Below are 25,799 nucleotides of genomic sequence, written 5' to 3'. Positions count from 1 at the left end.
TATCCCTTGCTAAATACTGCACTTGTGACATCTTCATTTTGAATTGTGCGCCCTTTTAACGCACAATGCCGAGATAGTTCCCTTTCACCCTTCTTCAGCATTGGAAATCCCATGAAAAACCGCTCGCTATTCGCTTCGATTTTGGCTGTGTCAGCCGTGACCGCCGTTGCCCAGGCCACCTTGGTCAACTTCACCTACTCGGGTGGAGCTGCCAATCCAGGCATCTTCGCAACCGGCCAAATCGATATCACCGGCATCAATGCGGTGACGGGATTTGTGACCGTGACGGGCACGTCCGGCATGGACGGAACCTACACCCTGATCGCCGGATCGGGCAGCAATTCCTCCTTCGTCTGGGACGGCATCTTCGACCTGAATTCCTCGACCTATATGACCACCTCGGGTGGCTTGGAGTTCATGGACAATTCGGGCAACGAGATCAACATGTGGGCCAACAATCCCTCCTCGCACTCTCTCTATGGCCACAAGAATGGCGATGGTGCCAACACCTACTCTCCATTGGATGATGGCGGGCTCCTTGGGGTGGTTCCTGTTCCGACTCCAGGTGCGTTTGCCCTGCTGAGCCTTGCCGGCTTGGTTGGCAGCCGCCGTCGCGTCTGATTCAATCCACAATGCTTTAAAGAACGCCTTGGATCCCAGATCCAAGGCGTTTTTGTTTCATTCCTCGGGACGACTTTGAGGGGTTGCCATCAATTTGCAGGTGACTACGAGGGCGTACATTATTGGACCTACATTGTTGATGGCCAGATTGCGAGTGCCGTTTTTGACCACCAAACAGGCATTCTGACCCAAAACTCATCCATTTCCTTGCCTTCGAAACTTTCATATTCGACAGTTTTCGAGTCTGGATTGTTACTGCAATTCACTCGGGCTTCGGCCCAGAAAGTTGAGATGGGTTATGAAAACTTCAATCACCAATTCAAAGATCAAGAATTCAGCCTTGGCGAAGTTCTCAGCCAGCGTTTTGACACTTGCGGTTGCGGGCATTGCTTCACCTGCGTTCAGCGATGTGAACATCGACTTCAATGCAAACGACGGAAGTTTTACCTCAGCCTTTAACACGGCTGAATTTGAAGGTCCCTGGACGTACAGCGCCTCCGGTGGTGCGGATGGAACGGGTGGTTGGGCGACCATTGGACAGGCCGCCAACATCGGTCACTCATGCACCACGGATTTGACGAGCTCGGCGATGACCGTTCTTGCGAACGGAAGCGTCACCCTGAGCTTCGACCATCGCTTCAGCTTCGAGGTTGATTCGGGCGGTCGGTGGGACGGTGGTGCGGTGTTCGTCAGCCGCAATGGCGGGGCGTTCACCAAGGTTGACGGCAGTGCTTTCGGTGCCAATGGGTACAACGGCGTGCTGACGGGCTGGGGCGCGGGTAGCGAATTGGCCGATGGTTCGGCGGTTTTCTCCGGCGAATCCACGGCGTTTCTGACCAGCTCGTTCATGAACAGCGTGGCCAATCTCGGAACGTTCGATGCCGGCGACACCCTTCGCATTCGCTTCCGTGCGTCGTTTGACTCCAACACCAGTGCCGGTGCGCCCAGCTGGGCGATCGACAACATTGGCGTGGGCAACGTCATCCCGGCTCCTGGAGCCACCGCGTTGCTTGCGGTTGCCGGCTCGATCGCGGGCCGACGTCGCCGACGAATCTAATTCGTCAGTCACATAACTTGTCACTTCAACACCCTGGATCCTTGATCCAGGGTGTTTTGTTTTTCAACGCCTTCGCAAGTCAGCTTTGGAAGTCAAGGCGATGCAAAAACCCGCATGAAATCCCGGATAACCCCGCGAAATTCGTACTGGTCTCATAAGAGATAAGTGCAGTTTCTAAGGCATTTTGCCTTGCTTTACGCTCTTTTTGGCGCAGTATGCCTTAGACTGTTCCCCTCACTTCACTTTCACTCCCTTTTGTTCCCTTTCCCTTTTTTTAGGATTCACAATGAAAAATTATGTTTTTGCTGTTGTTTCGGCCTGCGCCGTCGCTGGTTTCGCCCATGCCGCCACTGTTGATGTTGCGTGCACAAGCGTCAGCAACTACCAGATGATCAACACCCTTCTCGCCGGCAACCCTGCCACCGAGTACACGGGTCAGATCGATCTTGCGTTGACCAACAGCATTGGTGGCCCGCCCAATGGAGTCTACAAGTCCTTCTGCACTGAAATCACCCAGAACATTCAGATCGGCGGCTCAGCCCAGACCTACCAGGTGCTTTCAGTTGACGCACTTCCCATTCCCGGATTTGGCATGGGAATCGTGAAGGCCGATGCGATCGCCCGCATGTGGTATGCGGCAGCCGGACAGCAGTTTGTCGCGGACAGCGATTTCGCTGCAGCGTTCCAGCTGGGCGTTTGGGAAATTTACAATGATTACACCGGCAACCCCGCCAGCCTCGACCTGAGCGCCGATCTCTTCCAGGTCACCCAGGTTCTCAACCCGGCCACCGCGGCCGATGTGGCTTTCCTGTTTGCGGCAGCGGCCAATCTCGGTGGTCCGATGGCGACCAACCTTGTGGGACTTGGAAGTGAATCCTTCCAGGATCTCATCATCGAGGTTCCCGCCCCTGGCGCGGCAGCCCTCGTCGGCTTGGCCGGACTGGTTTCGAGCCGCCGTCGTCGGAACTGATTGATTCGACATCACCCCCGCCGAGGCGCGAATGCGCCTCGGCGGGTTTTCTTTTGGAATTATTGTGTTGGCGAACTCACGGCGCGCGGGGCGGCGAACCCGAGACAGAGCGTGACGAGCTCGCCCTTCTCGTCACGGAAGGAAAACGTCTGCTTGTCGACGATGACGACGCCGGGAAGATTGGCCATGGCGCCCTCAAAATTGTTTTGATCGCAGGCGCCGCCCGGATCGCTGACAAACAGGGCTCCATGGGCAAGCACATCGTCGACTGAGAGTTGGGCGTTGTAGACATTGGGCTTTTGCTCGTTGGACCAAGGCGTGGTGGTCCGTGGATGATCGGGCGCGTAGAAGGTCATCCACTGTGAGAAATGGCTCCCGCCGACATATTTCAAGGGCGTGTGGTACTTGGCCCGCCAAATGGCGTTGACCTCGGCGCCAAGGTTCTTGATGTACTTGAACTTGGTCCCCGCGCCGCGGATGTCCTGCTGCAGGATCAGGGTGTAGACCACGCAAAAGACGAAGGCGATCCCCGCGAAGAAAATCGAGACGTGCCGCAAAGTCTTGACCTTGTCCAGGTCGAGGCACGAGAAAAGAACGACCGGCGTCAGCATGGCGAAGGGCTGCAGCCATTCGGTGGGACGGGCCCCGCTGTGCAGCGTGAAGTAGACAACGATCAACACGACGGGTGGCAGGAACACCAACGGCACCGCCAGTCGCTCCTGCGTGTTCGGCCATCGGAACGCCCCTCCGCGGGTCAGGAGCAGGGCGAGCAACACGAGCGCGGGATAGAACACGGCGAGCATGGCCATCACCGCATCGCGGTTGAGCCCTCGGTCGATTTCCGAATGAACCCAATGGAACGCTGCGTAGTCGTGCTGCGAAAGCCAGAGGGCGTTCGGCGCCAAGATAAGCAGATAGAGAAGGATCGCCAGGTAAATCCAGGGTGCCCGATAGGCCCGTCGCGCCACCGGCGACCACAGCGTGTAGAGGAACATGAAGGGCAGAAAGACGAACGACGAATACTTGGACATCGCTGCCAGGCCGGCGGCGATGGCAAGCGCAAACCAGTAACCAGGTCGGTCGAAAATGGCCTTGACGAAGAACAGGAAGATGTAGGGCCAGAGCGTGATCAGCAGATAGTTGTCGTTGTAGGGAATGGTGTCGAAGTTGACGGCCGAGCTGAGATTCAGGCTCATGAACGCAAGCAGGGCGATTTCGTTGTCGCCAAAGAGACGCCGGCTGAGCAGCCACACTCCAAGCATGCCCATCGAGACGCCGACGAAGTGGGAGAGGTACCAATAGACGTTCAGAGGGATGATCGGTGCGAGGATTTTGCCCACGGCCATGACTGCTCCCACCATGTAGGGATTTTTCGGCGAGCCGAATTCGGCGTTGCTTCCCCAGCTCAGGGCCTCGATGGCGTCATAGGGAACCGCCGGATCGAAAAGGGATGTCGCCGTGGTCCACGCGATGATGTAGATCAGCAGATAGCCCGCGACCATCCTGGAATAGCGAGTCGACGAGCTGTGTTTCTGCGGCATGGCCCCGGCAATTCCATCCTGAAGGAGCGTGGCCACGGGGGAAGAGTACCGAATCGCGCCTAACTGTCGAGCCGGTCACGCATCGTGCGACGCGCTTGAGGACGCGTTTCCACCCGCCGGCATCCTCAATTCACACTGATTTTCTTTTCCAGGACCACACGCTCGAACCAGAGTGCATCCTTGGGCATTGTGGGTGTCCCATTTTCCTGCCAATGAAGCTGTGGCCAGAACGACGGTAGGCACACAAGCCAATACTCGACGCGCACGGGAACTTCTCCGGGCTGCTCGACCACAAGCGTCTGCGGAAGGACATCTCGATGTCGAGAGAAATAGTCCGGGCGCAGTTCAAATGCCCACTGCGTTTCATTGCGCCGACCCACCGGCTGGCTGGATTCGCCCACGGTGTAGCCCGCAAAAAACAAACCCAGGTTGTTCCTGCCGCCTCGTGAGCAGCGGGTCACTCGCAAGTTGACCGTGAACTCCTGCCCCACTTTCACGCGATCAGGAACGATCAGATCCGCCTCGAACCCCTCGTGGTAGTAGCGCTCGAGCAGATCGGCGGGAAGGCTGCCCGCGGCTTCCAACTTCTCGAGCCATTCAGTCCCCTGGCCGGAGTCATGCCGCCCGGTGCGCAAACAAAGCACACGCTCGGCCATGGTCCGCGTGCCCCAATCGCCCAGCGGCCGCGTCGCGAGCTCGTCCCATGCGGTGTAGGAGCTGGTCGGCGCGGCGTAGAGCATGCCGCAGAGCAACGAAGTCGGCAAGCGCGGCGCGAGGTACCCCATGTAGAAGACCGGGCTCAGCGCGAAATAGAACGCAAGGGTGATGACGAGGACCGCGGCAATCCGTTTCGGGGATCGGTTGCGCCGCCCCCTGAGTAGGCGGCCCCGCCAGATCGTGCCGCACTCGGGGCACTCCCACGGCACCTGCGATGGGTCGTCGTACCGGCACTCGTATTCGCACTTGGGGCAGTGCAGCGAGTTGCCGATGCGCCGGTTGAAGTACATCCCCGCGATCATCATCGGCAGCATCCACCACGGCATCACACTGCCGATCCGGTCACCCCAGTTCAATGCGAATTCGAGCGCTCCCCAGCAAGCCACGATTGCCAAGCACAGCATTGTCAGAGAGATGGTTTGCCGGTGATCGATTTTCGTCGTCAGGAATGCGCGATGCAAGCGCCGGTACACCAGCACCGCTGCCACGCCAACGATCGCGATCCGCGTTGAGGAATTCAACAACTCACCGACCGAAATGTTGTCGTACCACGCCCGGATGCCATTGACGATCACGGCTAGGGCCGAATAGCCCAAGACGATCCACCCGTACTTGCGAGGTTTGATCTTTGGCGGTGCCAGTAAGTCCCGTTGCATGAATCGCGCAGCGTATCGCGGCCCAACAGAGCCCCCCTCCCTGGGCGCAAAAAAACACACGGGGGTGAGCCCGTGTGTTTTGAATTGCAATTCAAACCGAGAGAATCAGCGGCGACGGCGTCCGGTCATCAGGCCGCAAAGGCCAGCAACAGCAGCCACGCCGGGGGCGGGAACCAGGAAGAGGAATCCACGGATTTCACCACCCGGGAATGCCGTCGTGTGAATGTTCAGGTAGGCCTTGCCTGAAGCAATCGCTGCCATGAGGTCGACTTCAGCCGACGCTGGCGTACCGCCGTGAGCGGTGACATAGGACGGGTTGTAACTCGCCGCTGACAACATGGAGAGGGTGACGTCATAGTGACCCGCGGTAACCCCGAGCGGGAAACCAGCGAAGGTCGGAGTTGTCGTGGCCACGCCAGCCGTTCCAGCACCGGCAACTGCCGTTGCGGCGTGGATGTGGGATGCGGTCGTGGTGCCGACAAGTCCACCAAAGTCCACAATCATGTGCAATGTGTGGGCCGTGGTGTCGTAGTCGAAGGTCGCGAAACCAGTTCCCGGGGAACCGTTTGGCGGAGACTCGGCAGGACCACTCAAGGAAGCTGCGTAGCTGATGATCGCTCCTTGAGCCGCTGACGCAGCCAAGGCAATTGCCGCCACAGATCCGAGTGTCAGGAAATTCTTCATGGCCATGATTCCTTTTGAGATGAGTAGGACTTTCGAATCCTAAAAGGGTGAAAGGGAACTACTTAGGGTGTCATAATGTACCGAAATCGATTTATAGCAAGGATTTTTTGACTGAAATTCTTCAAATTGCCAAAATCAGGGGTTGATTGGCATTCAAGTCGTGGAATGGTCAAAACACGGTTATTGGAAGAAAAGAAGGCCTCTACTCCGGTGCCAAGCGGTACTTGAGCTTGAGGAAGTGCTTCTCAAAGAGGTGCCAACTGGCAATGGCGAGGGCCAACGTCGCGGCCGTGGTCAGGAGCTGAAAGGCGACTTGGCCAAGCATTTCGCTCCCGGCGATCTGAGGCAGCCGGTCCGGCCGAAAGAAGACCTTGATCACCGACTGCACGCTCAAGTGGAAGAGGTAAAGGGCATAGGCGTACTTGCCGAACATTCGAAGAATGTGGCAAGTGAAGAAGCGATTGGTCCTTGAACCGGCACCCGCGCCGACGGCCCGCACGAGGAGTGCCCCGAAGAAAAGCGCGATCACTGTCAGGCCGCCGGTCTGCATGAGCACGTCGTACTCGCTCAGATGGCCGCGGTAGATGAAGAGGCCAACGAGAGCAACGCCCGCTATGGCGAGAACCCAACTCGCGGGTTTGAAGATCGTCGCGAACCCCCCTTCGCTTCGGATGACCGCTGCCAGCAATCCGCCGGTGGCCAGCGCGTCGAGCCGCGAGGGCGTCAGCACATAGATCGCGATCGGGTCCACGCCATAGCCGACCAGCACGCATCGAAAGATGAGCGACCCCGCGATGATCGCGAGGCAGGCCTTGGCGAGATGCTCACGCGCGATCCAGAGCACCAGCAGTGGCCACACCAGATAGAACTGCTCCTCGATGGCCAGCGACCAGAGCACATCGGGAATGGCGTGCCCCATCCAGCCGTGCAGAGCGAAATAGAAGTTGCTCATGTAGGTCCAGAACCACCATTGATGAGGACGGACCTCCGCGTATTCAGTGATGGCGTGGGCGAGCGGGCCGCTGCCGGAGTGCGGCAGCATGGGAAGGATCACGACCAGCGCCAAGAGCACCGCGTAGTAGAGCGGGAAAATACGCAGCGTGCGACGGATGTAGAAGTTGCGGAAGTAGCGGGCGCGGGACTTGGTGTCGAGCAGGATGCCGGTGATGAGAAAGCCCGAAAGCACGAAGAAGAGGTCGACGCCCACCCACCCGGCGCGGCAAATCCGCGCGTAGACCAGGTCGAGCAGCGGGCCGCCATGCTCCTGCGTTGATTTCGTGAGCAAGTCCGCCTGGTGGAAGAACATCACCATCAGGATCGCGATGCCGCGAAGTCCGTCCAGGGGCAGGATGTGGGCGCGGTGCCCGGCCGCGGGCGCCGCTTCAGATGTCAGAGTGGGCTGCAAGTCGCTCTCGCTCTTTGCAAACGATCTCCCAAATTCAGCGGCCCTCGACGCGGTAGAAGTTGCGCGGATTAATCATGAAGTAGCAGTCGTACGGGGCCAGCGGCGGCAGCTCGACGTAGGGCTTGCCCTGTGCGTCCTTCTTCATCAGGTAGAACCACGAGGGCATCTGGCGCTCGGCGGGCTTCTTGCGGATGCCCTCCTCGCGGATCTCGTTGACGATGTGGTCGATCCACTTCAGCTCGAGGGCACGATCGGCGAACTCATCCCAGTCGCCGCTCTTCTTGGCGGCGTACATCTTGGCCTTGAACTCCTCGAGGGTGATGCCCATCTTCTTGGCGATCGGGTCGGCGAGGCGCCGCTCCCACTCCTTCATGGTGGCCACTTCCTGCTCGATGTTGGTCATGTTGCCGGATGCGGTGCTGGACATCTGGTGATGCAGGATGATCGCGTTGGGATAGGCGTAGCTGTGCGGCGCCAGCGTGGCGATGGTGGCCGCCATGGACGCCGCAAAACTTTTCACGACCACATGCACCGGCGCGTCGCTGGTCTGGATCGCCTTGAGAATGCGGTAGCCCTCCATCACGCTGCCGCCCGGCGAATTGTTGATGACCACGAAGATCGGCTTGGTGCGGTCCTGGTTGTTGAAGAAATCGATGCGGTCGCAGACATGGTCGGCGGTGCCCGAGACGATGGGGCCGTCGAGCTCGATCTTGCGGTCGCTGACGGTGAGCACGCCATCCTTGAAGGGCTCGTCGGTGTACTCCACCGGGGCGTTCACGCCGTCGCGCCACTTGTCCTCGGAGTCGCGATTGAGCAGCTTCGCGGTGGTGGTTTGGGCGAGGGCGGCGGCGCGGACCTGGTCGTCCTGGATCTTGGATTGCTCGGCCTTGCGCTTTTCGGCGGCGAGCAGATTTTCCGCGGCGAGCACCTCCTGCTCGCGCTTCAAGCCGGCGATCTTGGACTTGCTCTTCATGTCGAGCAGGTCCTCGGTCAACTTGGCACGCTCGAGTTCGGCCTTGCCGGAAGCGAGCTCGGCCTGCAGCTTGGCAGTGTCCACCTCGCGGACCTGCTTGAGGCGCTCCTGCTCGGAGGAGAGTCCGGCGAGCTCATTGTTGAGCTGCGCCTCGCGCAATTTCTGGCTGCGCTGCAGGGCTTCAAGCTGGGCCTTTTCCGGAGCCGCCGCGGTGTTCTCCTTGGCGTTGAGCAGGGCCAGGGCCGCCTCCAGCTGCGCCTTCTCGGCCTGCAGTTGCTGCAGGGCCTTGACCTGCTTCTGCTGGTTCACGTCGTTGGCAAGTTTCAACTGGTCGTTCTCGGCTTTCAGCGCGGCCAGTTGGGCCAGCAGCTGCTGGTCGCGGATCTCCGCCTCGGTGCGGAGCTCCTTCAGCAATTTCTGCTGCGGATCGTCGCCGGGCTTCGGTTCATTGCTCTTCTCGGTGAAGACCTTGACGGTGGTGTTGGTGTCGTCGGAGGACTTCTTGGCGGCCGCACCCTTGTCCGTGGATTTCGTCGCCGCGTCGGGAGCCGTGGATTGGGCGACGACGCAGGAAGCGGTCGCAAGGAGGGCCATCGAGAGGAAGAGGGTGGCGGTGCGCTGGTCGAGTTTCAACATGGGCTTGCTCGCTTTCGGGGGACAAAGTGCGAAGTGGGACGATCTCGTCGGAGTCTATCCAACGGCGGTTCCGCGGGAAAATGCCGCGGAGTCTGAAATTGCCCGCGAATTGCCCGCTACTTCTTGAGCAACCAGAGAACGACCATCACGACCGCGGCGATCACGAAGATCGAAATGATGAAGGCTCCACATCCCGCGCTGGCGGGCTGGACCACAAACAGTTCGGGGCTCGCTGCGCGGAGCTCGCTCTCGAGCTGGTCGACGAACATCTTCGCATCCTTCAGATTTGAGCCCGTGGCCTCGCGGTGCTTCTTGATGGCGGCGATCTTTTTCCCGTGAAAAAGGTCGTCCTTGATTGCAGACAATTGGTCGCCGGAGAGTTCGCGCGGTGTCGGGGGGTTGACCACGCGGGCCAGTATAGAAGTCGCGCGCGTTTTATTTTTGGGAAGTCCATGGTTAGAATTGCGGAGGCACCGCCACAAGGAGCGAATCCATGAATCCAAACACGAAACGAGTTCTCTTCTGGGCACCGAGGGTCCTGGGAATTTTGTATGTCCTGTTCCTGTGCCTCTTCGCCATGGACGCCTTCAACCAAGGGCACGACTTCTGGAAAGCCTTCACCGACCTAGGCATGCAACTGATTCCGGCCCTGATCGCGGCGACCTTGCTGGCGATCTCATGGCGACGGGAGCTCGTGGGCGCGATCTTGTTCTTCGTCCTGGCGGGGTTCTATTGCGCCTGGACCAAGCGGTTTGACTGGAGCCTAGTCATCGCCGGGCCGATGATTCTGATTGGCGTTCTGTTTCTCTTCAGTTGGAAGAGCGGATCCCGATCGCGAACTCCGACGCTGCAGCAAACTTGAGTTGAAGACCATGGATCCCGAAAAACTGGCACCCGGTTGGCAGATTCGATGCGTTCGATGCGGATTCACGGATCCGCTGGGCAAGTATGGAGTTCGACTTGGCGCCGCGTCTGTGGGCAAGTACACGCTGGGTCGATGCAAAAGCTGCAAACGGTTCGCCTTCTTCGCGATCGAGAAGCGGCCGGAACTTGCGGGCAAGAAGAAATAGGAATCATTCCCGCGCTACTTCAAACGCTCGGCCTGATCAAGATTGAACTCGCGCAACCAGTGCACAGCCTGCGACGCCGGCACACCGACGGGTTCCCAATCACCTTTATGCGCATACTTCCCCTGCGACCCCATTTCCTCGCCCGCATAAAACTCCACACGCGCAGGCGGTTCCCCATCGAAGCATGTCGCCAGAAGCACGATGCGCCGTTGAGAATCCGTTTGCGGGAATTCGATTTTTCTGAGGGTGAAATCCGGCGGAGGCTCCGGCGTGACCAGGGCATTCCAGCCCACCACCGATGCGATTGCGAATGCGGCAATCGCCAGCACCCTAAGCCATGTTCGCTTACCGCGCGAACGAGCCGACATGGCCGCAGCCAACATAATCATGCCGATGCACACAACGATGCCTGTTGCGGCGACGAGAGCGCGATGGCTCAACAACCCGTCGCCAAAGATGCCTAGAGCGTCGCCAACCGAACCCGGTTTCGGCTTCGGAGCCTGGGGCTTCGGTTGCCTCGAAGCCAGATTAGCGTCCTTCGACCTTAAGAGAAGTTTTGAGGCGCTCAGCATTTCCACAAATTCTTCGTCATCCGGGACTGCGATGAGCGGTTCTGTTGCCTTATACCACTGGTGATCAACGCTGAATTTCGAGTCGCCATAATTAAATTTGAACCCCAAATGACCGTCCATGAATTCTTCGCCGGGCTTCAATGCACAAAAGTCGGACTGCGTTCGCTCAAACTCATCGGCAGCGATTTCCCGAATGCCCGTCAACCGTGTCTCGACGCTGGGTTCCCGAATCAGAAACTGAGGTTCGTTGTATTGCATTGATTTGAAATCCACGCGATCGCTGTCGCAAACAAACTTCCTTGGAAAGACCAGACCCCCGGCTTCCTGTTCGCCGGAGACAACCATTTTCCTCACCGACCAGAGCCAGGAGGGCCTGTCCGGCGGCATCCTGTATTGCAACTCCTCCAACCCGGTGAATATGAGTTGGGTGGGTGTTTCACGAAAGGACCATTTGTACTGGCATGCCAGGCGACCTTTCCAATACCACTCGCCGATGATTGCCCTTCCGCCCTCGATCGGCTCAGTCCGCAACGTGGGAGGTGGGTCTCCGCCTATTCCCCAACGCATGCCGCCATCTCTTGCCATGTTTTGCGAGTTGTCGCCACATTGAAGCAGCATGGGCCAGTACCTGAGTCCAAGCTCGAATATTCCGTTGCTGTCTCCGTGAAACAACGAAACCGTTTGGGGCGACTCGCTGTTGCGCTCCCACAGTCCCTTGCCATCGGACACCATCGTGGCCGTGTGTTCGACATGCTCCCCTTCCATATCTCGCGACAAGTAAGAGATGTGAAAGATGGACCGTCCCTTGTACATCTGGCCAATGAACCTCTGAAAATTCCAATCGGTGTGCTTGAGCAAAATCCCGGGCGCCGGTTGAATACCGCCCTCGCCTTCAAAGGCGAACGCTTTGTCCGCAGCGGGCAGATGCGGCAAGTGCGCGTCATCTGCGCCGAGAAATTCGGCGGGTTTCACCTGCGAACACGCGAAGGCTGTCGCAACCGACGTGAGCGAGAACACAGCAAACACAATGCGTGGCCAGAAAGCGAAAGGCCACCGAGCTGCAACGGAAACGGTTTGAGCCTTGCTGTGGCTCATGCTTACGCCAGCGAAGCCATGTCGATCACGAAGCGGTACTTCACATCGTTCTTGAGCATGCGCTCGTAGGCCGCGTTGATGTCCTGCATCTTGATCACCTCGACATCGCAGACGATGTTGTGCTTGCCGCAGAAGTCCAGCATCTCCTGCGTCTCGCCGATGCCGCCGATCAGGCTGCCTGCGATGCTCTTGCGGCCCATGATCAGGCCCACGCCCGCCACTTCCTTCAGCGGCTCCACCGCGCCCACGATGCACATGGTGGCGTCGAGCTTGAGCAGGTTGACATAGGGCGTGGTGTTGTGGCCGACGGGAATGGTGTTGAGCAGGAAATCAAAGGTGTTGGCCGCTTTGGTCATAGCCGCCTCGTCCGTCGAGAGCAGCACCTCGTGCGCGCCGAGCTTCTTGGCGTCCTTGCCCTTGCTTGGCGAGGTGGTGATCATGACCGTGTGCGCGCCCATGGCCGCGGCGAACTTCACGCCCATGTGGCCCAGGCCGCCGAGTCCGATCACGCCGACTTTGTCGCCCTTCTTCACCTTCCAGTGCTTCAGCGGCGAGTAGGTGGTGATGCCGGCGCAGAGCAGCGGTGCCAGGGCCTTGATGTCCAGGTTGGTGGGCATGCGCAGGACATAGTTCTCGTCCACGGTGATGCGCTGCGAGTAGCCGCCGTAGGTGATGCCGCCGTACTTGGCGTCGGGCGAGTTGTAGGTCTGCGTCATGCCGCCGCTGCAGTACTGGCCGAGATCGCGCCTGCAGGCCTCGCACTTGCGGCAGGTGTCGACGAAGCAGCCGACGCCGACCAGGTCCCCGGTCTTCCACTTGGTCACGCTTGAGCCGACGACGGTGACGCGGCCGAGCACTTCGTGGCCGGGCACCAGCGGATATTGCGACCAGCCCCAGTCGTTGCGGGCCTGGTGCAGGTCGGAGTGACAGACGCCGCAGTAGAGAATCTTGATCTCGACATCGTGCGGCGTGGCGTTGCGGCGCTCGATGGAGAATGGCGCGAGCGGCGCGGTCGCGGAGTGCGCGGCATATGCGGCGGTGGTTGTGGTTTTGATTTTGGGGGCGGAAGATGTGGATGTCGGGGAGGTGGTGGGCATGGGGGATTTCCGAGTTAGGAATGCGCAGCAACGATTGGGAGTAACACATTGGCTACGAACCGGCCATCGAATCGACGATGGACACTACATCGAGTTACACTGACACTATGCCTAATCTACTCGAAGAGCTAGTTGGCAGATTCGAGCAGTGCTGGTGTGAGCTAAGAATTGTGCCGAATGAAACATAAAGACAAAAAATTCATCGCTACAACACTCCCAACAGTTCGACTGTACTTAGATGATATTGAGAATATCATTCAGTGCATTCGCGATGCTGGCTTTGAGCCAATATTTTCTGATGATGAATATGAATTTTCTACTCTTGAAGAGTTTATAAAGATCCGAGGTACCGCACCGAGAATATTCGAACTTGGTGGCGGAAATGTATCTATTAGGATCCAACGCAGAACAATCTTTGCAGGGCTTATCTTCGTCGCCTGGAATAGAGCCGAGAATGAAATTCTGGTTTTCAAGCTTAAGGAAATTTTAGAGCGGCGGCGTGTATGGTTTGCTAGGGTTTTTGCACCAAAACAGTTGTATTCGTTAGCGGCCGTTTTTATATGTGCGATTATTTTTGTTGCGTCAGCAATGACACAGGAGCCGCATAGGTCGATCCTTTTGTTTGGTTTTGGTGTCGCATTTTCTTTCGCATTTGGCTTCGCAGTATCCAGCGATCTGACTTCGCATGGTGTCGGAAGCGAAGTCAATTTGGCGCATCGGTATCAAACCACTAATTTTTGGTCCCGCAACTCAGAAAAGATATTTGTAAGCATATTGTGTGCAATTGTTGGAATATTTCTTAAGACATTGTGGGACAAAGTATTCTATATTTCTTAGAATTACGGAGATATATTTGTGACCGACATTGAAAAACTTTTCTGGGGTGGAATCATCACTGTGGTCGTTGGTCTCTTAACCGCCCTAGTGATAGGTCTAGTCAGGCGTACGATGGTACGTCGCGACGATTCATTAAAACTTGTCGGACAGTTGCAGGTGACATGCGGCATTGAAGTACTTCGAGTAATCGGCTGTGCATGCCTTGAACTTACTGTCAGTTGTCTAAGCCAACGAGCAGGAAAGATAGCCAAGGCTTGGATCCGTGTGCGCGGACATGAGTGGGTACCTGCATTCGAGCGAGGCTTTGGGCACTCAATGGGTACACCCGCACCAAACGCGCCACCACCCGCGATGATCGTAAGACTTTTTCCTATCCCGCTACGGCCCGACACCGAATCTATAGTCTTAACTCGTGACGACGCAGCCTGCTTCGTTCTTCCCATTCAAATATTTGTTCTTCCACTCTTTACTACATGCCCTTCAGAAAATGTCTCTGTCGGCATCACACTCGTGGACGGTACCGAGATCATTCTCTGTCCAGGCGTTGCGGTCCAGCATCAAATTCGGACGCTCATGGAATTGTACGGCAAGGAAGTGCAATGCCTGCGAGTTTCGCCAAAGTTTGAGATTCAATTAACCTCTACGACTATACCGCAGCCACCTCCTGTCGGACAACGGAACCCCAATCCCATAAAGTTCGCGCAACACCCGCCCCCGATGCCTAACGACCGATCGTCGGTGCTATAGTGCACGTCGGTCACTTATCGATATTTCAATGCATCACGGCGTTCCTCTGAAGACGATTACCAACTAATAGACGCTCGGTTATTCACTCAATTGTGACTCAAACAATTAAATTAAAATGATGATGAGACTAAACGCCCCTTCGCTATTGATCGGTTTAATTATTGTCAGGCCTGGTAGATTATGACCATATCCATCGCCTGGCTCCGAAAATTCAAATCCATCGAAGAATTAGTCTTTGCGACGGATAGCCGATTGAGTTTCGGGTGCAGATGGGATTGCTGTCCCAAGCTACTTGCAATGCCTCGGGGTGACTCGGCCATGTCATTTGCTGGCGACACTCTGTATGCATACCCCGTCTTGCTTCAAGCGATAGCTGCTGTTTCTCAGCACCAGAAACTACTGAGTCGTGGCATGGATTTGGACGAACTGAAGGGCCACATGCTGCGAGTCCTTAACAATATGGTCGGAGCGATTCATAGTCTTCCCGCAGGCGCACCTAATGAACCAGAGACCAGTTTTCTGTTTGGTGGGTGGTCTTGGAAGCACAGCACCTTCAAAATCTGGCTCCTTCATTTCGATCCACGATTAAAGCGATTCACGTTTCGCCCGGCTTCCCGGTGGAAAGGACTAAACGACCAGAAACTCTTTGCGTTCACAGGGGACTACGGACCCGAGTACAAAATACAACTCATCTCGCTCCTGCGAAAAAAACGCAAGCTTCAAACTGGCGGTTTTGATATGGAACCGTTCGAGGTGCTTCGTGACATGCTCCGACAAAACAATTACGACCGCATTGGTGGCCCGCCTCAAGTGATGAAGGTCTACAAATTCTCCAGCACACGACCATATGCAGTCTTTTGGCCGGACAAAGCATCCGCTGCCGTCAGCCTCCTTGGCAGGCCGCTGCTTAACTATGAACAATCCGACTACCTTGTTTTAGACCCCGATAAGTTGAAAACCATCAAGCACGTCGACGCAACTTAACCCATCATTGCTTGCGGAGCGTTCTAGACTGCCCCACGACCCGGGGTTCGACCACTCGTAGGATGCACGACATGGATCTTCTGGACCGTCTGCTCGGACACGACGCATGGACGACGCGCCAGTTGATCGAGCGCTGCGGCGAATTGTCAGATGAGCAACTCGACCGTCAATTTGATATCGGGCACCGGTCCATCCGCGCGACTTTGCAGCACATTATCTTCAACATGGAGGCGTGGTCCGCCCTGATGGCGGGCGTGGAAGTGCCGAGTCCGGCCGTGCCGAACCACGAACAATCGATGTCGCATTTCAGCAAGCGACTCGATCTTGCCGCGGATCGGCTCGCGAAAGTCGCCAGAGGCGTTTCCACTCGCGGCGCCTGGGACGAACGCTGGCTGGACACACTGGACCAACCGCCCACCGAGAAGACCTATGGCGGTGCGATCGCTCACATCATCACGCACAGCATGCATCACCGTGCGCAGCTGCGCTACCTGCTGCGGCAGCTTGGAGTCAAGGACCTGCCGGAAGGTGATGTGTTGACCTGGGAACGTCAACAGACGACGGGCTCCTGACATTTCCGCGTGATCACTGAGTTAGACTGTTATGGGTAAGCCATGAATACGAATGCAAAACGCGATGCAGCACTCCGGCTTCTCGCCGCAACTGGCATGCGGCGCAGCAATTACGCTCCGCCGCTGACACGGCTCCTATGGCGTCTTGGCTTCGACGCGCCGCCTCCACACTTGGGAACATTTTTGGGAAACGCGATTCTCATGGGTGTGTTCTTCGGAGTTGGTTGGGGCGTGTTGTTTGGGTTGGAAATGAGTTGGTGGTATCACCGATGGATGCAACTTGACATCCTTGGAATCGCAGCAGTAGCCGCGGGCGTCCTGTTTGGTCTCTGCATGGCCAGTATTTACTCATACGGCAAGCTCAAGCATGGTTTGCCGTCATGGCAGGATTTCAATCCCGCCGATGGTCCTTCCGAATCATTACCCAACAGCAGATAAGATTTCAAACATGCAGTTCTCGGAGTACTACAACCACGAGTTTCGCGCTGACTTGGCGAAGGCGTACGCCGCCTTGCCGCCGATGCACGAACACTCCAAAGGCGTGGCCATGATTCAGCCACGCATGATTGGCCATGACAATCCAATCGTGCATGCTTGGCCCGAGGAACGCCGCCTTCTTTTTGCAGCCAGCCTGTTCCTGACAACCCTGGCGGATCAAGTTTGCTTCACGCACTTTCGGGACCAGTACGCCGCATTCAGCGAACTCACGCGATATCCAAAGTGGTGCGGCGATTGTCCCGGAGCCTGCCGGTATCACATCCATCCCGGCGCCATCTTTCAAATAATCGCCACGGGTAATAGCCGAGGCAAAGGAATCGCAAAGGAACACTTTGCCCTGCTACCGAACGACATCCTTTCCACGATGAAACAAGAAGTCTGCGACTTTGTAACCAAATATCTTCCTGGCACAGATCCAGTGGAATTCTGGAATCACTGCGACGCGGAAATACCACTTGATTTCCGCTTGCAGTACATGACATCTCGTTGATCCGTGACCGACCCCACTCAAACATTCCTCCGCCACACGCTCGCCACGCTGGCTTACCGCGCTGGTCGCGTCTGCGAAAATGCCCCGCCCGGGTTCTCCGACTTCCGCGCCACGGACTCCACCCGCACCGCCGGCGCGGTCCTCGCGCACATGGGCGACCTGCTCGATTGGGCGGCCAATCTCGCGACGGGATCGCCCAAGTGGCAGACGGCGGCGCCGCTGTCATGGCCGCAGGAGACGGACCGCTTCTTCGCCATGCTGGCCCGGCTCGACGGCGTGCTTGCGTCGGACGCGCCGCTCGCGTGCCCGATGGAGCGACTGTTCCAGGGACCGATCGCCGACGCGCTGACGCATGTCGGCCACCTGGCCATGCTGCGCCGCGCCGCGGGCAGCCCCATGCTCGGCGAGAATTATTTCAAGGCGGACATCGCGATCGGCCGCGTCGGGAAAGATCCGGGCGCCGCGACGATTCCGTTTCGGTGACGCCCGGCTTGCGACTCGCAAAAGAAGTTCATACAACAGCGGAACGAAATCGGGGCGAGTTACACTGACAGGGAACCTAAACTCCGCAGCCATGCTTATGTCAAATTGTTGCACCATCCCTTTCTTACTTTCATCGCTATTCCTAGTCGCATGCGCGAATCCTAAAATTGTGGAAGTGGCGCCAAACACGTACTACTTGAGCCGCGTCGACCAAGCCGGGGTCTTTGGCAACGCGGAATCAATGACATCCGATGTATTGGGGGAAGCAACCCAGTTTGCTCAACAACGTGGCAAGGTTGCCATTCCAATTACGTTGAAAACGTCTCCATCCTGGCCGGGACACTTTGCAACTGTTCAGTATCAGTTCCGCCTGGTTGACAAAGACTCTCCCGAGGCACAAAAGGCGGCGTTGTTACCAGTGCCGAATGTGCGAATTGAGACTCCGCCAGCCGCGGTACCCCCCAACCAGAGCAAAGATGTCTACGCCGAACTTATAAAACTTGACGATCTTCGCAAGCGAGGCGTGTTGACCGAAGCTGAGTTCGAAGCCCAAAAGAAAAAGCTTCTTGAGGACAACTAAGGCCGCGCCATTTCAGATTTCAGTGATGGTTTTATGCTGCTCGAGAAGTTGCATCACCTGATCTTTGGTGACCGTTGGAAAATCGGTCAGGAACTCGTCGATGGTCTCGTTCCCTTCGATGTAGTCGAAGAGGTTTTGAATAGGAACACGAGTCCCCTGAAAAACCGGGGTTCCGCCAAGAACATTGGAGTCAACTTGGATGACATCGCTCACGATGCAAAATTAACAGAAGTTTTGGTGCAGTCCAAATTTGAAGAACAAGAGAACGATAGAATCTGTTCGAAATGCGAATCAAAGGACACATTTTATGAAGATCATCCATTTCGAAGACACAGACACCCTCTACATCCAACTGAAGGATGAGAAGCCATCGCAGACCAAGGAACTCAATGAGAATGTGATGTTGGAGCTGGACGCACAGGGCAAGGTCATCGCTCTGACCATCGAGCATGTGAAACAAGGAAGCGGCAAGCTGGATTTTTCATACGAGACAGAGGCCGCTTAATTCCATGCTGCCACAATTGCGAGAAGCCCAATACCGGCGCGACTACCGCATTTGGCTGAAGTTCGCCAATGGCGTGGAAGGCGAGGTCGAACTTGAAAGCGAACTGTGGGGCGAAGTGTTCGAGCCATTGAAAGACAAGGCTCGATTCGTGGAGTTCGTGCTGAACAACGAACTCGGGACTATTGTTTGGCCCAACGGCGCCGATTTCGCGCCAGAGTTTCTCTATCAGAAATTGCGTCCCGACTACTCTCTCAAACCGACGCGAAAGAATGGCATGGCTTAGTTTTCTGCGGACATCGAGGTACTGAAACCATGAGTTCCACCCCAGCTCGTCGCGGCGCCTACGGCATTGACGCACCAATCGCTCCGCTCCTATTGATCCTTTTCGGCACCTGCCTGCTCGCTCTATCGGTGTGGGGGCTGTGGGGCGATGATGACGCGGCGACGCAGCACTCCCGGTTCAAGACCGTCGCGATGGGCCTGGAGGGACTCTTGCTGCTTCTCTTCGCGGGCATCTACATCTACTTCACCCGCGCGGGCAAATTTGCCGTCTGGGCTGAGTTGCTCGATCGGCTCGAGCTCAATGGTGACGAACGGTTGCTCGACATCGGCTGCGGCCGCGGCGCAGTGCTGCTGATGGCGGCCCAGCGCCTGCCCCGTGGACAGGCCGTCGGCGTGGACATCTGGAGCAAGATGGATCAATCGGGCAATGCCGATCAGGTCACCCGCCGCAACGCGGTTCTCGAAGGCGTGTCCGATCGGGTCGAGCTTCGCACCGCCGACATGCGCACGCTGCCCTTCGACGACGGCTCGTTCGACGTGGTGGTCAGCTCGCTGGCGATTCACAACGTGCCCGGCTCCGATGGTCGCGCACAGGCACTGCGCGAAGCGGCCCGGGTGCTCAAGCCGGGCGGCAAGCTGATGATCGCCGACATCCGAATGCGCTCGCGCGCGTATGCCAGCGAGCTGGAGGCCTGCGGGTTGGAGATCTCCGAAAGCCGACCGCTTGGCGTTCGCTTCTGGTACGCCTTCGCGCTTCGCGTGGTGGCCGCGACCAAGCCGTAGCAAGCCATTAGAATCGAGGCACCCATGACTCCATTCATGTCGTTGCTGCTGCCGATCGCCCTCTCCGCCGTCGCCGTCTTCGTGCTCACCATGGTCATTCACATGTTGCCCTGGCACAAGGGCGACTACGTCAGGCTTCCCGACGAGGACGGCGTGATGAAGGCGCTGCGCCCGTTCAACATTCCGCCCAACGACTACACGGTGCCGCATCCCGGCACGGGCGACTACATGAAATCGCCGGAATACGACGGCAAGCGCGACGCGGGCCCGGTGATGTGGATGACCGTTGTTCCCAACGGACCGTGGAAGATCGGCAAGATCATGGGACTGTGGCTGCTCTTCACCGTAGTGGTCTCGGCGTGCATGGCGCTGGTCGTCGGAACGATCGTGCCTCCCGGCGGCAACACGCACGCGGTCTTCCACCATGTCGCCGTCATCTCGTTCCTGACCTACGCGATGGGCGCATTCCCGATGTCGATCTGGTACGACCGCAAGTGGTCGACGACCTTCAAGAGCGCCGTGGACTCGCTGCTCTACGCCCTGGCCACTGGGCTCATCTTCTCAATGATGTGGCCGAAGGCGTAGCGTCAACATCATGACCTTCGGAATAATCATCTTTCCCCAGGCCGAGGAACTCGACTTTGTTGGGCCCTGGGAGATGCTCGCGATGTGGCACCAGGTCGCAGAGGGACCGAAGTGCCTCGTGGTAGCGGAGCACGCGGCGCCGATCACATGCGCCAAGGGACTTTCCATCAATCCGCACGTGTCGTTCGATGAGTGCCCACCGCTTGACTACCTGCTTGTGCCGGGCGGCCAGGGAACACGGACCGAGGTCACCAACGCCACGCTCCTTGACTTTGTGGCCACGCGCGGCAAGGCTTGCAAAGCGGTGCTCTCGGTCTGCACCGGCTCCTTCGTCCTGCATGCCGCGGGTCTCCTCGCCGGCAAGAAGGCGACAACGCATTGGGGTTCTCTTGATCGACTGCGGGCGCTTGGGAACGTGACGGTCGTCGAGGAGCGCTTCGTCCGAGATGGAAACGTTTGGACAGCGGCGGGCGTCTCCGCGGGCATCGACCTTACCCTGGCATTCATTGCTGCGGTCGCGGGTGAAGAAGCTGCCGCAAAAGTCCAGTTTGAATCCGAGTACTACCCGTCCACCAAGCGGTACGGGACGATCCACAACACGCACCCATCGGCGCCGGCCTACACCAAGGACGCCTAGCCCCCGGAGAAACGCGGTCATGAGAAAACTCACTGTGTTCGAACACATCACCCTTGATGGCGTCATTCAGGCCGCAGGCGGACCTGACGAGGACACCAGCGACGGCTTCTCCCTTGGCGGATGGGCGGCGCCCTATTCCGACGAGGTCATTGAAGCGGCCCTGCGAAAGAAGATGACGATGCCGTTCGACGTGTTGCTGGGGCGCAAGACCTTCGAGGCGTGGGCGGCCTACTGGCCGCATCATGCTGAATACTGGCCGGAAATCATCAAGGCAACCAAGTACGTCGCCTCGAACACCTTGACTTCCCACGAATGGAAGCCCTCCGTGTTTTTGAATAGAGACATCAAGGAGAAAGTCGCCAAGCTCAAGCAGCAGCAAGGACCCGATCTGCATGTGTGGGGAAGCGGCAACTTTGTTCAGACGCTCATCAAGCATGATCTGGTCGACGCGTTCTGGCTGATGATCTATCCGATCACGCTGGGCGATGGGAAGCGGCTCTTTGCCAAAGGCACGATTCCGGCGGCGTTCAAGGTGACGGAAAGCATCGTTGGTTCGAATGGCGTGATTGTCATGAACTACGAGCGTGCCGGCGCCGTCACGACCGGAATTTGTGGCCCGCCAACGGATTAATGCCCGAAAGGTAAGCATGCAGTTTTCCATTCTTCTGGCTGAGATCGGGGTTTCAAAGGACGGCGCCCAGGCCATTCAGCTCGCACTGGCGCCCGTGTTCCTGCTCACGGGCATCGCAGGCATTCTCAATGTGCTGACCGGAAGGCTCAGTCGCATCATCGACCGGGGCCGCTACCTGACGGAATCGCCGCGCGAGAGCCTCGCCCTTTCGCCGCGCGACTGCGCCGACGAGCTTCGCATCCTGGAGCGGCGTCGCCACCTGGCGAGCGTGGCGATCACGGCCTGCACGCTTGCGGCCCTTCTCGTCTGCATGGTGGTCGTTCTGATTTTCGTGGAAGTCTTCTTCAGCCTGCCGCTGAAGTGGCTCGAAGGAGTCGTATTCACAGGCTCGACCGTCGCGCTGGTCGTCGGCCTGACGTATTTTCTTCGCGAAGTGCACTTCGCCACCCGGAATGTGCGCATCAAGTTGAAGACGGACACGACCAAACCATGCGACTCCAAACCTGCATCGCCTTGACCCTCATCGCCGCGCTTTCCGCGTGTGCCGCCCGTCAGGACAAGAGTCCCGACGGTGAGTCGGCGCGGGAGTCCACTGCCAACGCAGTCTCGCTCGAAGGTTGGCAGGCCGAGACTTTCCCGCTGCCGCCCGGGTTTGCGCCGGATCTGCCGACCGGTAGTGAGTCGCTGCTCTTCGCGCCTGGGTGGCGTGATCCGAGCTCCGAGAATTTCTGGTCGTACGCCTTCGTGATGCGGATCAACGAGTCCGCGCCAGACGCAGCGCGAATCGACGAGCTCCTGGAGAAGTATTACAACGGGCTGATGGCTTCGTTTGCCGCCGGCAAGAACAAGGACATCAGCGGCACCCCGGCGCGAGTCGAGGTGGTGCGCACCGCGCCGAATCATTTCGAGGCGCAGATGCACCTCATTGACGCCTTTGCCACCTTCAAGCCGATCGACCTGCGCATTGTGATCGACACAGTCGCCGTAACCGATGGGAGTTCCATTGTGTGCATCAAGGTCAGTCCGCAACCCAAGGCGCACGCCATCTGGCAATCCTTGGAGGCGGCCATCCCGAGCCTTCTGTCGCAAGACGGCGCCTTGCACGTGAAGAGGAATGACAAGGCCGCCGGATGATTGCCGCTGTGTACTATTTTCCAAACGCGAAATGGCATGAACAAGCGATCCACACTGCCACCGTCGTCGGTTGAGCCGGAGCCAAAAGTGCCGACGGCATTTCGCACGGCACTCGCGGCTGCCCCGAAGGCGAAGGCCCAGTGGAAGGACCTCACACCGATTGCGCGGCGGGATTTTGTGACCTGGATGGAGTCGGCCAAGCAATCCGAGACTCGCACGCGCCGGATCGAGAAGGCCTGCTCGATGCTTGCTGCCGGAAAGCGCCGCCCCTGCTGCTATTCCATCGTGTCCTTTGATCTTTTCACCGCCCTCGCGGCCGCCCCCAAGGCGAAAGCCCATTGGAGCGATCTCACGCCGAATGAGCGGCGGGACTTCATCGCTTGGATGGACTCGGACAAGGAACCGGAGAAACACCGACGCCGGATCGAGAAGGCCTGCGGCATGCTTGCGGCCGGAAAGCGACGCCCCTGATGTCTTTCAAACTCTGACCGAAGCCATGAGTTCCCCAAAATTCAAAACCGTCGAAGAGTATTTGGCCTCGGTGGACCCGACGAAAGCCAAGACCCTCAAGTCCGTGATTGATTTCATCCTTGGCGAATTTCCCAAGCTGGAGTCCAAGATCGCCTGGAACGTGCCGATGATCCACCGGAACGGCGAGTACATCGTCGGCGTGTGCGCCTACAAGAACCACCTGACCTTTGCGCCGTGGAGCCCTCATGTCCTGAAGGACTTCAAGGCGCGGCTGGGGAAATTTGTCGTCATGGCGAACTGCTTTCAGGTACCGGTCGACTGGAAATTCGATCGAAAGCTGGTGAAGGATCTGGTCCGTGCCCGGCTCGCCGAGCTCGATTAGACCCCTCAGTTTGGGGTACATTTTTCGACGTGACATGAAATGCACAACTCGAACGAGAAAGAAACAGCCATGACATCGACAACCAAGAATGCCTCGCGGAATGTCGCCATCGCCGCGATCTCCATCGCCTGCGCGGCGACCGCCAGCGCCCAGATCGTCTTCGCCGACAATTTCAATTCCGGTGCATCGCCGCTCTGGGGGAACGAGACCGGCAACTGGTCAGCGGGCGGCGGTGTGTACAACGCGCAAAATCAGTTCGCCGGCGACATCTCATCGCTGCCCTATGTGGTGACCGACATCGACCTAGAGGTGGACATCAATGATGTCGCGGATGGCGGCGTCTGGCTTCGATGCGACGAAGGTGGGCAAAATGGAGTCCTGCTTGTGACCGGTGGCAACGGCTGGGGCTTCGGCAACAGTGGCGGCGGTCGGTCGCTCTACTGGCACATCGTCCATAATGGTAGCGCCGGTCCGATTATCAACTCGGTGAATGCGCCGTTCAATCCTGGAGTTACCGATGTCCATCTGCGCGTGACCGTGGTCGGCGACATCTACTCCGTTTATCTCGACGGTTCCGCCACGCCGATGACGACGTTCACGACGAACGCATTCCCGCGCGGACGCGTCGGGCTCTACGATTTTTCCCAACAGACCTTCGACAACTTCGAAATGGTTGCCACGGCGTCATGCCCGGCCGACTTGGATGGCTCGGGTGAGGTGGATTCGGGCGACATCGGCCTGATGCTGCTCGACTTCGGACCTTGTCCCGGGTGCCCCTCCGATCTCGATGGCTCGGGTGAGGTGGATGGCGGCGACATCGGGTTGGCGCTGCTCGACTTCGGCCCGTGCCCATGAGTGTCGGCGCGACACCATGACGATGAAAGTCACAGAAATCTGGAGATATCCGGTCAAGACCATGGCCGGCGAAAAATTGCAACGGGCGGCCATCGGGCCACTCGGCATCGAAGGTGACCGAGTCGTGCACGCGGAGGACGCCCGGTCGAGGGTGATCACCTCGCGCACGCATCCGCGTTTCCTCGGGCACAAGGGAACGCTGGATCCGGATGGCGCGCCGCTCGTGGACGGTCGGCCGTGGAACAGTCCGGAGGTCGCCGCCGATGTCGTGGAGATTGTCGGGCCAGACGCGAAGTTGGTGCACTACGAAGGAAGCGATCGCTTCGACGTGCTGCCGCTGCTGGTGGCCACCGACGGCTCCATCGCGGCCTTCGGCCACGACCATCGCCGCTTGCGGCCCAACCTTGTGATCGGCGGCGTCGAGGGGCTGGCCGAGCGCGAGTGGCCCGGGGGTTGCCTGCGCATCGGCAAGGTCGTCATCGGGGTCCAGGATCTGCGCCTGCGATGCGTCATGACTTCGTTCAACCCCGACACGCTCGTGCAAGACAAGGAAATCACGCGCGGCATCTACAAGAGGTTCGAGGGCAAGCTCGCGCTCAATTGCTTCGTGATCGAAGGCGGCGAGATCGCCGTGGGCGACGCTGTGCAGCTGATGCGCGGCCGCGCCTGCGACAAGTTCGCCGCGGCCTTTGCCGAATAATCCAAGCACGACTGACTTCCACGCTCCGGACTCGACCCGCACCGCCGGCTGGGGTAGATTCAGGCCATCGATTGCAGTTTTCATGCACTCTCAAGGAGACACACCAATGGCCATACTCGCAACAGAAACCGCCAGCGCCACCGCAGGTCGCGCCGGCAAAGCCACCAGTCCCGACGGCAAGATCAACCTCACGCTTTCCCCGCCCGGATCCAACGGACCCGGCACCAACCCGGAGCAGTTGTTCGCGGCCGGATACTCGGCGTGCTTTGGCGGCGCGATCGGTGCGGCGGCGGGCCTGGCGAAGGTTCCACTTCAACCCCACGACATCAAGGTGACCGCGACCGTGAATCTCAACAAGGAAGACAGCGGATTTTTCATTGACGTGACGCTGAACGCCGAGTTGAACGGCGTCGATCAGGCGAAGACCGAGGCGCTGGTCGCCAAGGCGCACGAAATCTGCCCCTACTCCAAGGCGACCCGCGGCAACGTCGAGGTGAAGCTGAAGGCGAATGGCAAGTCGCTGATGCAGACGGCGTAGCGCGCGGCACG

At 58.2% G+C, this 25,799-nt stretch carries 34 protein-coding genes; 25 read left to right on the top strand and 9 right to left on the bottom strand.

What is annotated here, in order from left to right; all coding sequences use genetic code 11:
• Positions 1–111 precede the first annotated feature (111 nt).
• From K8R92_04795 to K8R92_04785, 3 genes are all read left to right on the top strand, one after another.
• Positions 112–621, top strand: coding sequence for a hypothetical protein (locus K8R92_04795; GenBank protein ID MCE9619208.1), 510 nt, complete (start codon positions 112–114; stop codon positions 619–621).
• Between the two features lie 298 nt (positions 622–919).
• On the top strand, positions 920–1,678 hold the full coding sequence (locus K8R92_04790) for a hypothetical protein (GenBank protein MCE9619207.1): 759 nt from the start codon (positions 920–922) through the stop codon (positions 1,676–1,678).
• A 205-nt stretch (positions 1,679–1,883) separates the two neighbouring features.
• On the top strand, positions 1,884–2,648 hold the full coding sequence (locus K8R92_04785; GenBank protein MCE9619206.1) for a hypothetical protein: 765 nt from the start codon (positions 1,884–1,886) through the stop codon (positions 2,646–2,648).
• A gap of 59 nt (positions 2,649–2,707) precedes the next feature.
• Here K8R92_04785 and K8R92_04780 read toward each other — a convergent pair whose 3' ends face one another.
• The 6 genes from K8R92_04780 to K8R92_04755 form a co-directional block, all read right to left on the bottom strand.
• On the bottom strand, positions 2,708–4,225 hold the full coding sequence (locus K8R92_04780) for a glycosyltransferase family 39 protein (GenBank protein ID MCE9619205.1): 1,518 nt from the start codon (positions 4,223–4,225) through the stop codon (positions 2,708–2,710).
• Between the two features lie 89 nt (positions 4,226–4,314).
• A complete protein-coding gene (locus tag K8R92_04775) occupies positions 4,315–5,562 on the bottom strand; it encodes a hypothetical protein (GenBank protein ID MCE9619204.1) in 1,248 nt (415 codons plus the stop codon).
• Positions 5,563–5,667: 105 nt separating this feature from the next.
• Positions 5,668–6,246: a CHRD domain-containing protein gene (locus K8R92_04770; protein MCE9619203.1), complete on the bottom strand. Its 579-nt coding sequence runs from the start codon at positions 6,244–6,246 to the stop codon at positions 5,668–5,670.
• A 202-nt stretch (positions 6,247–6,448) separates the two neighbouring features.
• Complete coding sequence (locus K8R92_04765; GenBank protein ID MCE9619202.1) at positions 6,449–7,651, bottom strand: acyltransferase; 1,203 nt, start codon at positions 7,649–7,651, stop codon at positions 6,449–6,451.
• A gap of 34 nt (positions 7,652–7,685) precedes the next feature.
• The gene (locus K8R92_04760; protein MCE9619201.1) at positions 7,686–9,260 is read right to left on the bottom strand and encodes an ATP-dependent Clp protease proteolytic subunit; all 1,575 of its coding nucleotides are present in this window, start codon (positions 9,258–9,260) and stop codon (positions 7,686–7,688) included.
• A 116-nt stretch (positions 9,261–9,376) separates the two neighbouring features.
• Positions 9,377–9,667, bottom strand: coding sequence for a ribosomal protein L7/L12 (locus tag K8R92_04755; GenBank protein ID MCE9619200.1), 291 nt, complete (start codon positions 9,665–9,667; stop codon positions 9,377–9,379).
• A gap of 86 nt (positions 9,668–9,753) precedes the next feature.
• On the opposite strand from K8R92_04755, the gene K8R92_04750 reads away from it, so the two are divergent.
• Together K8R92_04750 and K8R92_04745 are read left to right on the top strand one after the other, a co-directional pair.
• Positions 9,754–10,122, top strand: a complete 369-nt coding sequence (locus K8R92_04750) for a hypothetical protein (protein MCE9619199.1) — start codon at positions 9,754–9,756, stop codon at positions 10,120–10,122.
• 10 nt (positions 10,123–10,132) lie between these two features.
• The gene (locus K8R92_04745; GenBank protein MCE9619198.1) at positions 10,133–10,330 is read left to right on the top strand and encodes a hypothetical protein; all 198 of its coding nucleotides are present in this window, start codon (positions 10,133–10,135) and stop codon (positions 10,328–10,330) included.
• A 14-nt stretch (positions 10,331–10,344) separates the two neighbouring features.
• Here K8R92_04745 and K8R92_04740 read toward each other — a convergent pair whose 3' ends face one another.
• Together K8R92_04740 and K8R92_04735 are read right to left on the bottom strand one after the other, a co-directional pair.
• Positions 10,345–11,997, bottom strand: coding sequence for a hypothetical protein (locus K8R92_04740; GenBank protein MCE9619197.1), 1,653 nt, complete (start codon positions 11,995–11,997; stop codon positions 10,345–10,347).
• Positions 11,998–11,999: 2 nt separating this feature from the next.
• Positions 12,000–13,094, bottom strand: coding sequence for an NAD(P)-dependent alcohol dehydrogenase (locus tag K8R92_04735; GenBank protein ID MCE9619196.1), 1,095 nt, complete (start codon positions 13,092–13,094; stop codon positions 12,000–12,002).
• Positions 13,095–13,271: 177 nt separating this feature from the next.
• Here K8R92_04735 and K8R92_04730 point away from each other — a divergent pair, with 177 nt between their 5' ends.
• From K8R92_04730 to K8R92_04700, 7 genes are all read left to right on the top strand, one after another.
• Positions 13,272–13,931: a hypothetical protein gene (locus K8R92_04730; protein ID MCE9619195.1), complete on the top strand. Its 660-nt coding sequence runs from the start codon at positions 13,272–13,274 to the stop codon at positions 13,929–13,931.
• A gap of 927 nt (positions 13,932–14,858) precedes the next feature.
• Complete coding sequence (locus K8R92_04725) at positions 14,859–15,662, top strand: hypothetical protein (protein ID MCE9619194.1); 804 nt, start codon at positions 14,859–14,861, stop codon at positions 15,660–15,662.
• Between the two features lie 71 nt (positions 15,663–15,733).
• Positions 15,734–16,234 carry a DinB family protein gene (locus tag K8R92_04720; GenBank protein MCE9619193.1) on the top strand — a complete coding sequence of 167 codons (501 nt, stop codon included), beginning with the start codon at positions 15,734–15,736 and terminating at the stop codon, positions 16,232–16,234.
• Between the two features lie 42 nt (positions 16,235–16,276).
• Positions 16,277–16,672, top strand: a complete 396-nt coding sequence (locus tag K8R92_04715; protein MCE9619192.1) for a DUF6404 family protein — start codon at positions 16,277–16,279, stop codon at positions 16,670–16,672.
• A 10-nt stretch (positions 16,673–16,682) separates the two neighbouring features.
• On the top strand, positions 16,683–17,222 hold the full coding sequence (locus K8R92_04710) for a hypothetical protein (protein MCE9619191.1): 540 nt from the start codon (positions 16,683–16,685) through the stop codon (positions 17,220–17,222).
• A gap of 3 nt (positions 17,223–17,225) precedes the next feature.
• A complete protein-coding gene (locus K8R92_04705; protein ID MCE9619190.1) occupies positions 17,226–17,705 on the top strand; it encodes a hypothetical protein in 480 nt (159 codons plus the stop codon).
• Positions 17,706–17,880: 175 nt separating this feature from the next.
• Complete coding sequence (locus K8R92_04700) at positions 17,881–18,285, top strand: SHOCT domain-containing protein (protein ID MCE9619189.1); 405 nt, start codon at positions 17,881–17,883, stop codon at positions 18,283–18,285.
• A 12-nt stretch (positions 18,286–18,297) separates the two neighbouring features.
• Here K8R92_04700 and K8R92_04695 read toward each other — a convergent pair whose 3' ends face one another.
• Positions 18,298–18,501, bottom strand: a complete 204-nt coding sequence (locus tag K8R92_04695; protein ID MCE9619188.1) for a DUF433 domain-containing protein — start codon at positions 18,499–18,501, stop codon at positions 18,298–18,300.
• A gap of 91 nt (positions 18,502–18,592) precedes the next feature.
• Between K8R92_04695 and K8R92_04690 the strand changes: the two genes are divergently transcribed.
• The 13 genes from K8R92_04690 (at position 18,593) to K8R92_04630 (ending at position 25,788) form a co-directional block, all read left to right on the top strand.
• Positions 18,593–18,790 carry a DUF2283 domain-containing protein gene (locus K8R92_04690; GenBank protein MCE9619187.1) on the top strand — a complete coding sequence of 66 codons (198 nt, stop codon included), beginning with the start codon at positions 18,593–18,595 and terminating at the stop codon, positions 18,788–18,790.
• 4 nt (positions 18,791–18,794) lie between these two features.
• Positions 18,795–19,073: a DUF2442 domain-containing protein gene (locus K8R92_04685; GenBank protein ID MCE9619186.1), complete on the top strand. Its 279-nt coding sequence runs from the start codon at positions 18,795–18,797 to the stop codon at positions 19,071–19,073.
• Between the two features lie 29 nt (positions 19,074–19,102).
• Positions 19,103–19,855 (top strand): class I SAM-dependent methyltransferase, encoded by a 753-nt coding sequence (locus K8R92_04680; GenBank protein MCE9619185.1) that lies wholly within the window; start codon positions 19,103–19,105, stop codon positions 19,853–19,855.
• Between the two features lie 24 nt (positions 19,856–19,879).
• Positions 19,880–20,440, top strand: a complete 561-nt coding sequence (locus K8R92_04675) for a hypothetical protein (protein MCE9619184.1) — start codon at positions 19,880–19,882, stop codon at positions 20,438–20,440.
• 10 nt (positions 20,441–20,450) lie between these two features.
• Positions 20,451–21,077 (top strand): DJ-1/PfpI family protein, encoded by a 627-nt coding sequence (locus K8R92_04670; GenBank protein ID MCE9619183.1) that lies wholly within the window; start codon positions 20,451–20,453, stop codon positions 21,075–21,077.
• Positions 21,078–21,096: 19 nt separating this feature from the next.
• Complete coding sequence (locus K8R92_04665; GenBank protein MCE9619182.1) at positions 21,097–21,708, top strand: dihydrofolate reductase family protein; 612 nt, start codon at positions 21,097–21,099, stop codon at positions 21,706–21,708.
• A gap of 16 nt (positions 21,709–21,724) precedes the next feature.
• On the top strand, positions 21,725–22,225 hold the full coding sequence (locus K8R92_04660) for a DUF2721 domain-containing protein (GenBank protein MCE9619181.1): 501 nt from the start codon (positions 21,725–21,727) through the stop codon (positions 22,223–22,225).
• Entirely contained in the window at positions 22,198–22,842 is a 645-nt protein-coding gene (locus K8R92_04655) for a hypothetical protein (protein ID MCE9619180.1), read from the top strand. Before K8R92_04660 ends, K8R92_04655 begins: the two co-directional genes overlap by 28 nt.
• 36 nt (positions 22,843–22,878) lie before the next feature.
• Complete coding sequence (locus K8R92_04650) at positions 22,879–23,313, top strand: YdeI/OmpD-associated family protein (protein ID MCE9619179.1); 435 nt, start codon at positions 22,879–22,881, stop codon at positions 23,311–23,313.
• A gap of 25 nt (positions 23,314–23,338) precedes the next feature.
• On the top strand, positions 23,339–23,695 hold the full coding sequence (locus K8R92_04645; GenBank protein MCE9619178.1) for a DUF1801 domain-containing protein: 357 nt from the start codon (positions 23,339–23,341) through the stop codon (positions 23,693–23,695).
• Positions 23,696–23,764: 69 nt separating this feature from the next.
• Positions 23,765–24,550, top strand: coding sequence for a hypothetical protein (locus tag K8R92_04640; protein MCE9619177.1), 786 nt, complete (start codon positions 23,765–23,767; stop codon positions 24,548–24,550).
• A gap of 16 nt (positions 24,551–24,566) precedes the next feature.
• Positions 24,567–25,250 (top strand): MOSC N-terminal beta barrel domain-containing protein, encoded by a 684-nt coding sequence (locus K8R92_04635; GenBank protein ID MCE9619176.1) that lies wholly within the window; start codon positions 24,567–24,569, stop codon positions 25,248–25,250.
• 106 nt (positions 25,251–25,356) lie between these two features.
• Entirely contained in the window at positions 25,357–25,788 is a 432-nt protein-coding gene (locus tag K8R92_04630; protein ID MCE9619175.1) for an Ohr family peroxiredoxin, read from the top strand.
• The last annotated feature ends 11 nt before the right edge of the window (positions 25,789–25,799 follow it).

This window comes from Planctomycetota bacterium (genome assembly GCA_021414025.1).
Lineage (GTDB): Bacteria > Planctomycetota > Phycisphaerae > Phycisphaerales > SM1A02 > SYAC01.
The sequence above is the reverse complement of the archived record's forward strand: the minus strand, read 5'-3'. Positions and strand labels throughout refer to the sequence as shown.

Bases quoted from the DNA above. Each gene is read 5' to 3' on its own strand.
- K8R92_04630 (MCE9619175.1), top strand. From the start codon at position 25,357: ATGGCCATACTCGCAACAGAAACCGCCAGCGCCACCGCAGGTCGCGCC.
- K8R92_04645 (MCE9619178.1), top strand. From the start codon at position 23,339: ATGAGTTCCCCAAAATTCAAAACCGTCGAAGAGTATTTGGCCTCGGTG.
- K8R92_04740 (MCE9619197.1), bottom strand. From the start codon at position 11,997: ATGAGCCACAGCAAGGCTCAAACCGTTTCCGTTGCAGCTCGGTGGCCT.
- K8R92_04730 (MCE9619195.1), top strand. From the start codon at position 13,272: ATGAAACATAAAGACAAAAAATTCATCGCTACAACACTCCCAACAGTT.
- K8R92_04795 (MCE9619208.1), top strand. From the start codon at position 112: ATGAAAAACCGCTCGCTATTCGCTTCGATTTTGGCTGTGTCAGCCGTG.
- K8R92_04760 (MCE9619201.1), bottom strand. From the start codon at position 9,260: ATGTTGAAACTCGACCAGCGCACCGCCACCCTCTTCCTCTCGATGGCC.
- K8R92_04750 (MCE9619199.1), top strand. From the start codon at position 9,754: ATGAATCCAAACACGAAACGAGTTCTCTTCTGGGCACCGAGGGTCCTG.
- K8R92_04720 (MCE9619193.1), top strand. From the start codon at position 15,734: ATGGATCTTCTGGACCGTCTGCTCGGACACGACGCATGGACGACGCGC.
- K8R92_04790 (MCE9619207.1), top strand. From the start codon at position 920: ATGAAAACTTCAATCACCAATTCAAAGATCAAGAATTCAGCCTTGGCG.
- K8R92_04670 (MCE9619183.1), top strand. From the start codon at position 20,451: ATGACCTTCGGAATAATCATCTTTCCCCAGGCCGAGGAACTCGACTTT.
- K8R92_04775 (MCE9619204.1), bottom strand. From the start codon at position 5,562: ATGCAACGGGACTTACTGGCACCGCCAAAGATCAAACCTCGCAAGTAC.
- K8R92_04725 (MCE9619194.1), top strand. From the start codon at position 14,859: ATGACCATATCCATCGCCTGGCTCCGAAAATTCAAATCCATCGAAGAA.
- K8R92_04710 (MCE9619191.1), top strand. From the start codon at position 16,683: ATGCAGTTCTCGGAGTACTACAACCACGAGTTTCGCGCTGACTTGGCG.
- K8R92_04690 (MCE9619187.1), top strand. From the start codon at position 18,593: ATGAAGATCATCCATTTCGAAGACACAGACACCCTCTACATCCAACTG.
- K8R92_04635 (MCE9619176.1), top strand. From the start codon at position 24,567: ATGACGATGAAAGTCACAGAAATCTGGAGATATCCGGTCAAGACCATG.
- K8R92_04675 (MCE9619184.1), top strand. From the start codon at position 19,880: ATGACTCCATTCATGTCGTTGCTGCTGCCGATCGCCCTCTCCGCCGTC.
- K8R92_04735 (MCE9619196.1), bottom strand. From the start codon at position 13,094: ATGCCCACCACCTCCCCGACATCCACATCTTCCGCCCCCAAAATCAAA.
- K8R92_04660 (MCE9619181.1), top strand. From the start codon at position 21,725: ATGCAGTTTTCCATTCTTCTGGCTGAGATCGGGGTTTCAAAGGACGGC.
- K8R92_04655 (MCE9619180.1), top strand. From the start codon at position 22,198: ATGCGACTCCAAACCTGCATCGCCTTGACCCTCATCGCCGCGCTTTCC.
- K8R92_04640 (MCE9619177.1), top strand. From the start codon at position 23,765: ATGACATCGACAACCAAGAATGCCTCGCGGAATGTCGCCATCGCCGCG.
- K8R92_04665 (MCE9619182.1), top strand. From the start codon at position 21,097: ATGAGAAAACTCACTGTGTTCGAACACATCACCCTTGATGGCGTCATT.
- K8R92_04770 (MCE9619203.1), bottom strand. From the start codon at position 6,246: ATGAAGAATTTCCTGACACTCGGATCTGTGGCGGCAATTGCCTTGGCT.
- K8R92_04650 (MCE9619179.1), top strand. From the start codon at position 22,879: ATGAACAAGCGATCCACACTGCCACCGTCGTCGGTTGAGCCGGAGCCA.
- K8R92_04680 (MCE9619185.1), top strand. From the start codon at position 19,103: ATGAGTTCCACCCCAGCTCGTCGCGGCGCCTACGGCATTGACGCACCA.
- K8R92_04715 (MCE9619192.1), top strand. From the start codon at position 16,277: ATGAATACGAATGCAAAACGCGATGCAGCACTCCGGCTTCTCGCCGCA.
- K8R92_04685 (MCE9619186.1), top strand. From the start codon at position 18,795: ATGCTGCCACAATTGCGAGAAGCCCAATACCGGCGCGACTACCGCATT.
- K8R92_04745 (MCE9619198.1), top strand. From the start codon at position 10,133: ATGGATCCCGAAAAACTGGCACCCGGTTGGCAGATTCGATGCGTTCGA.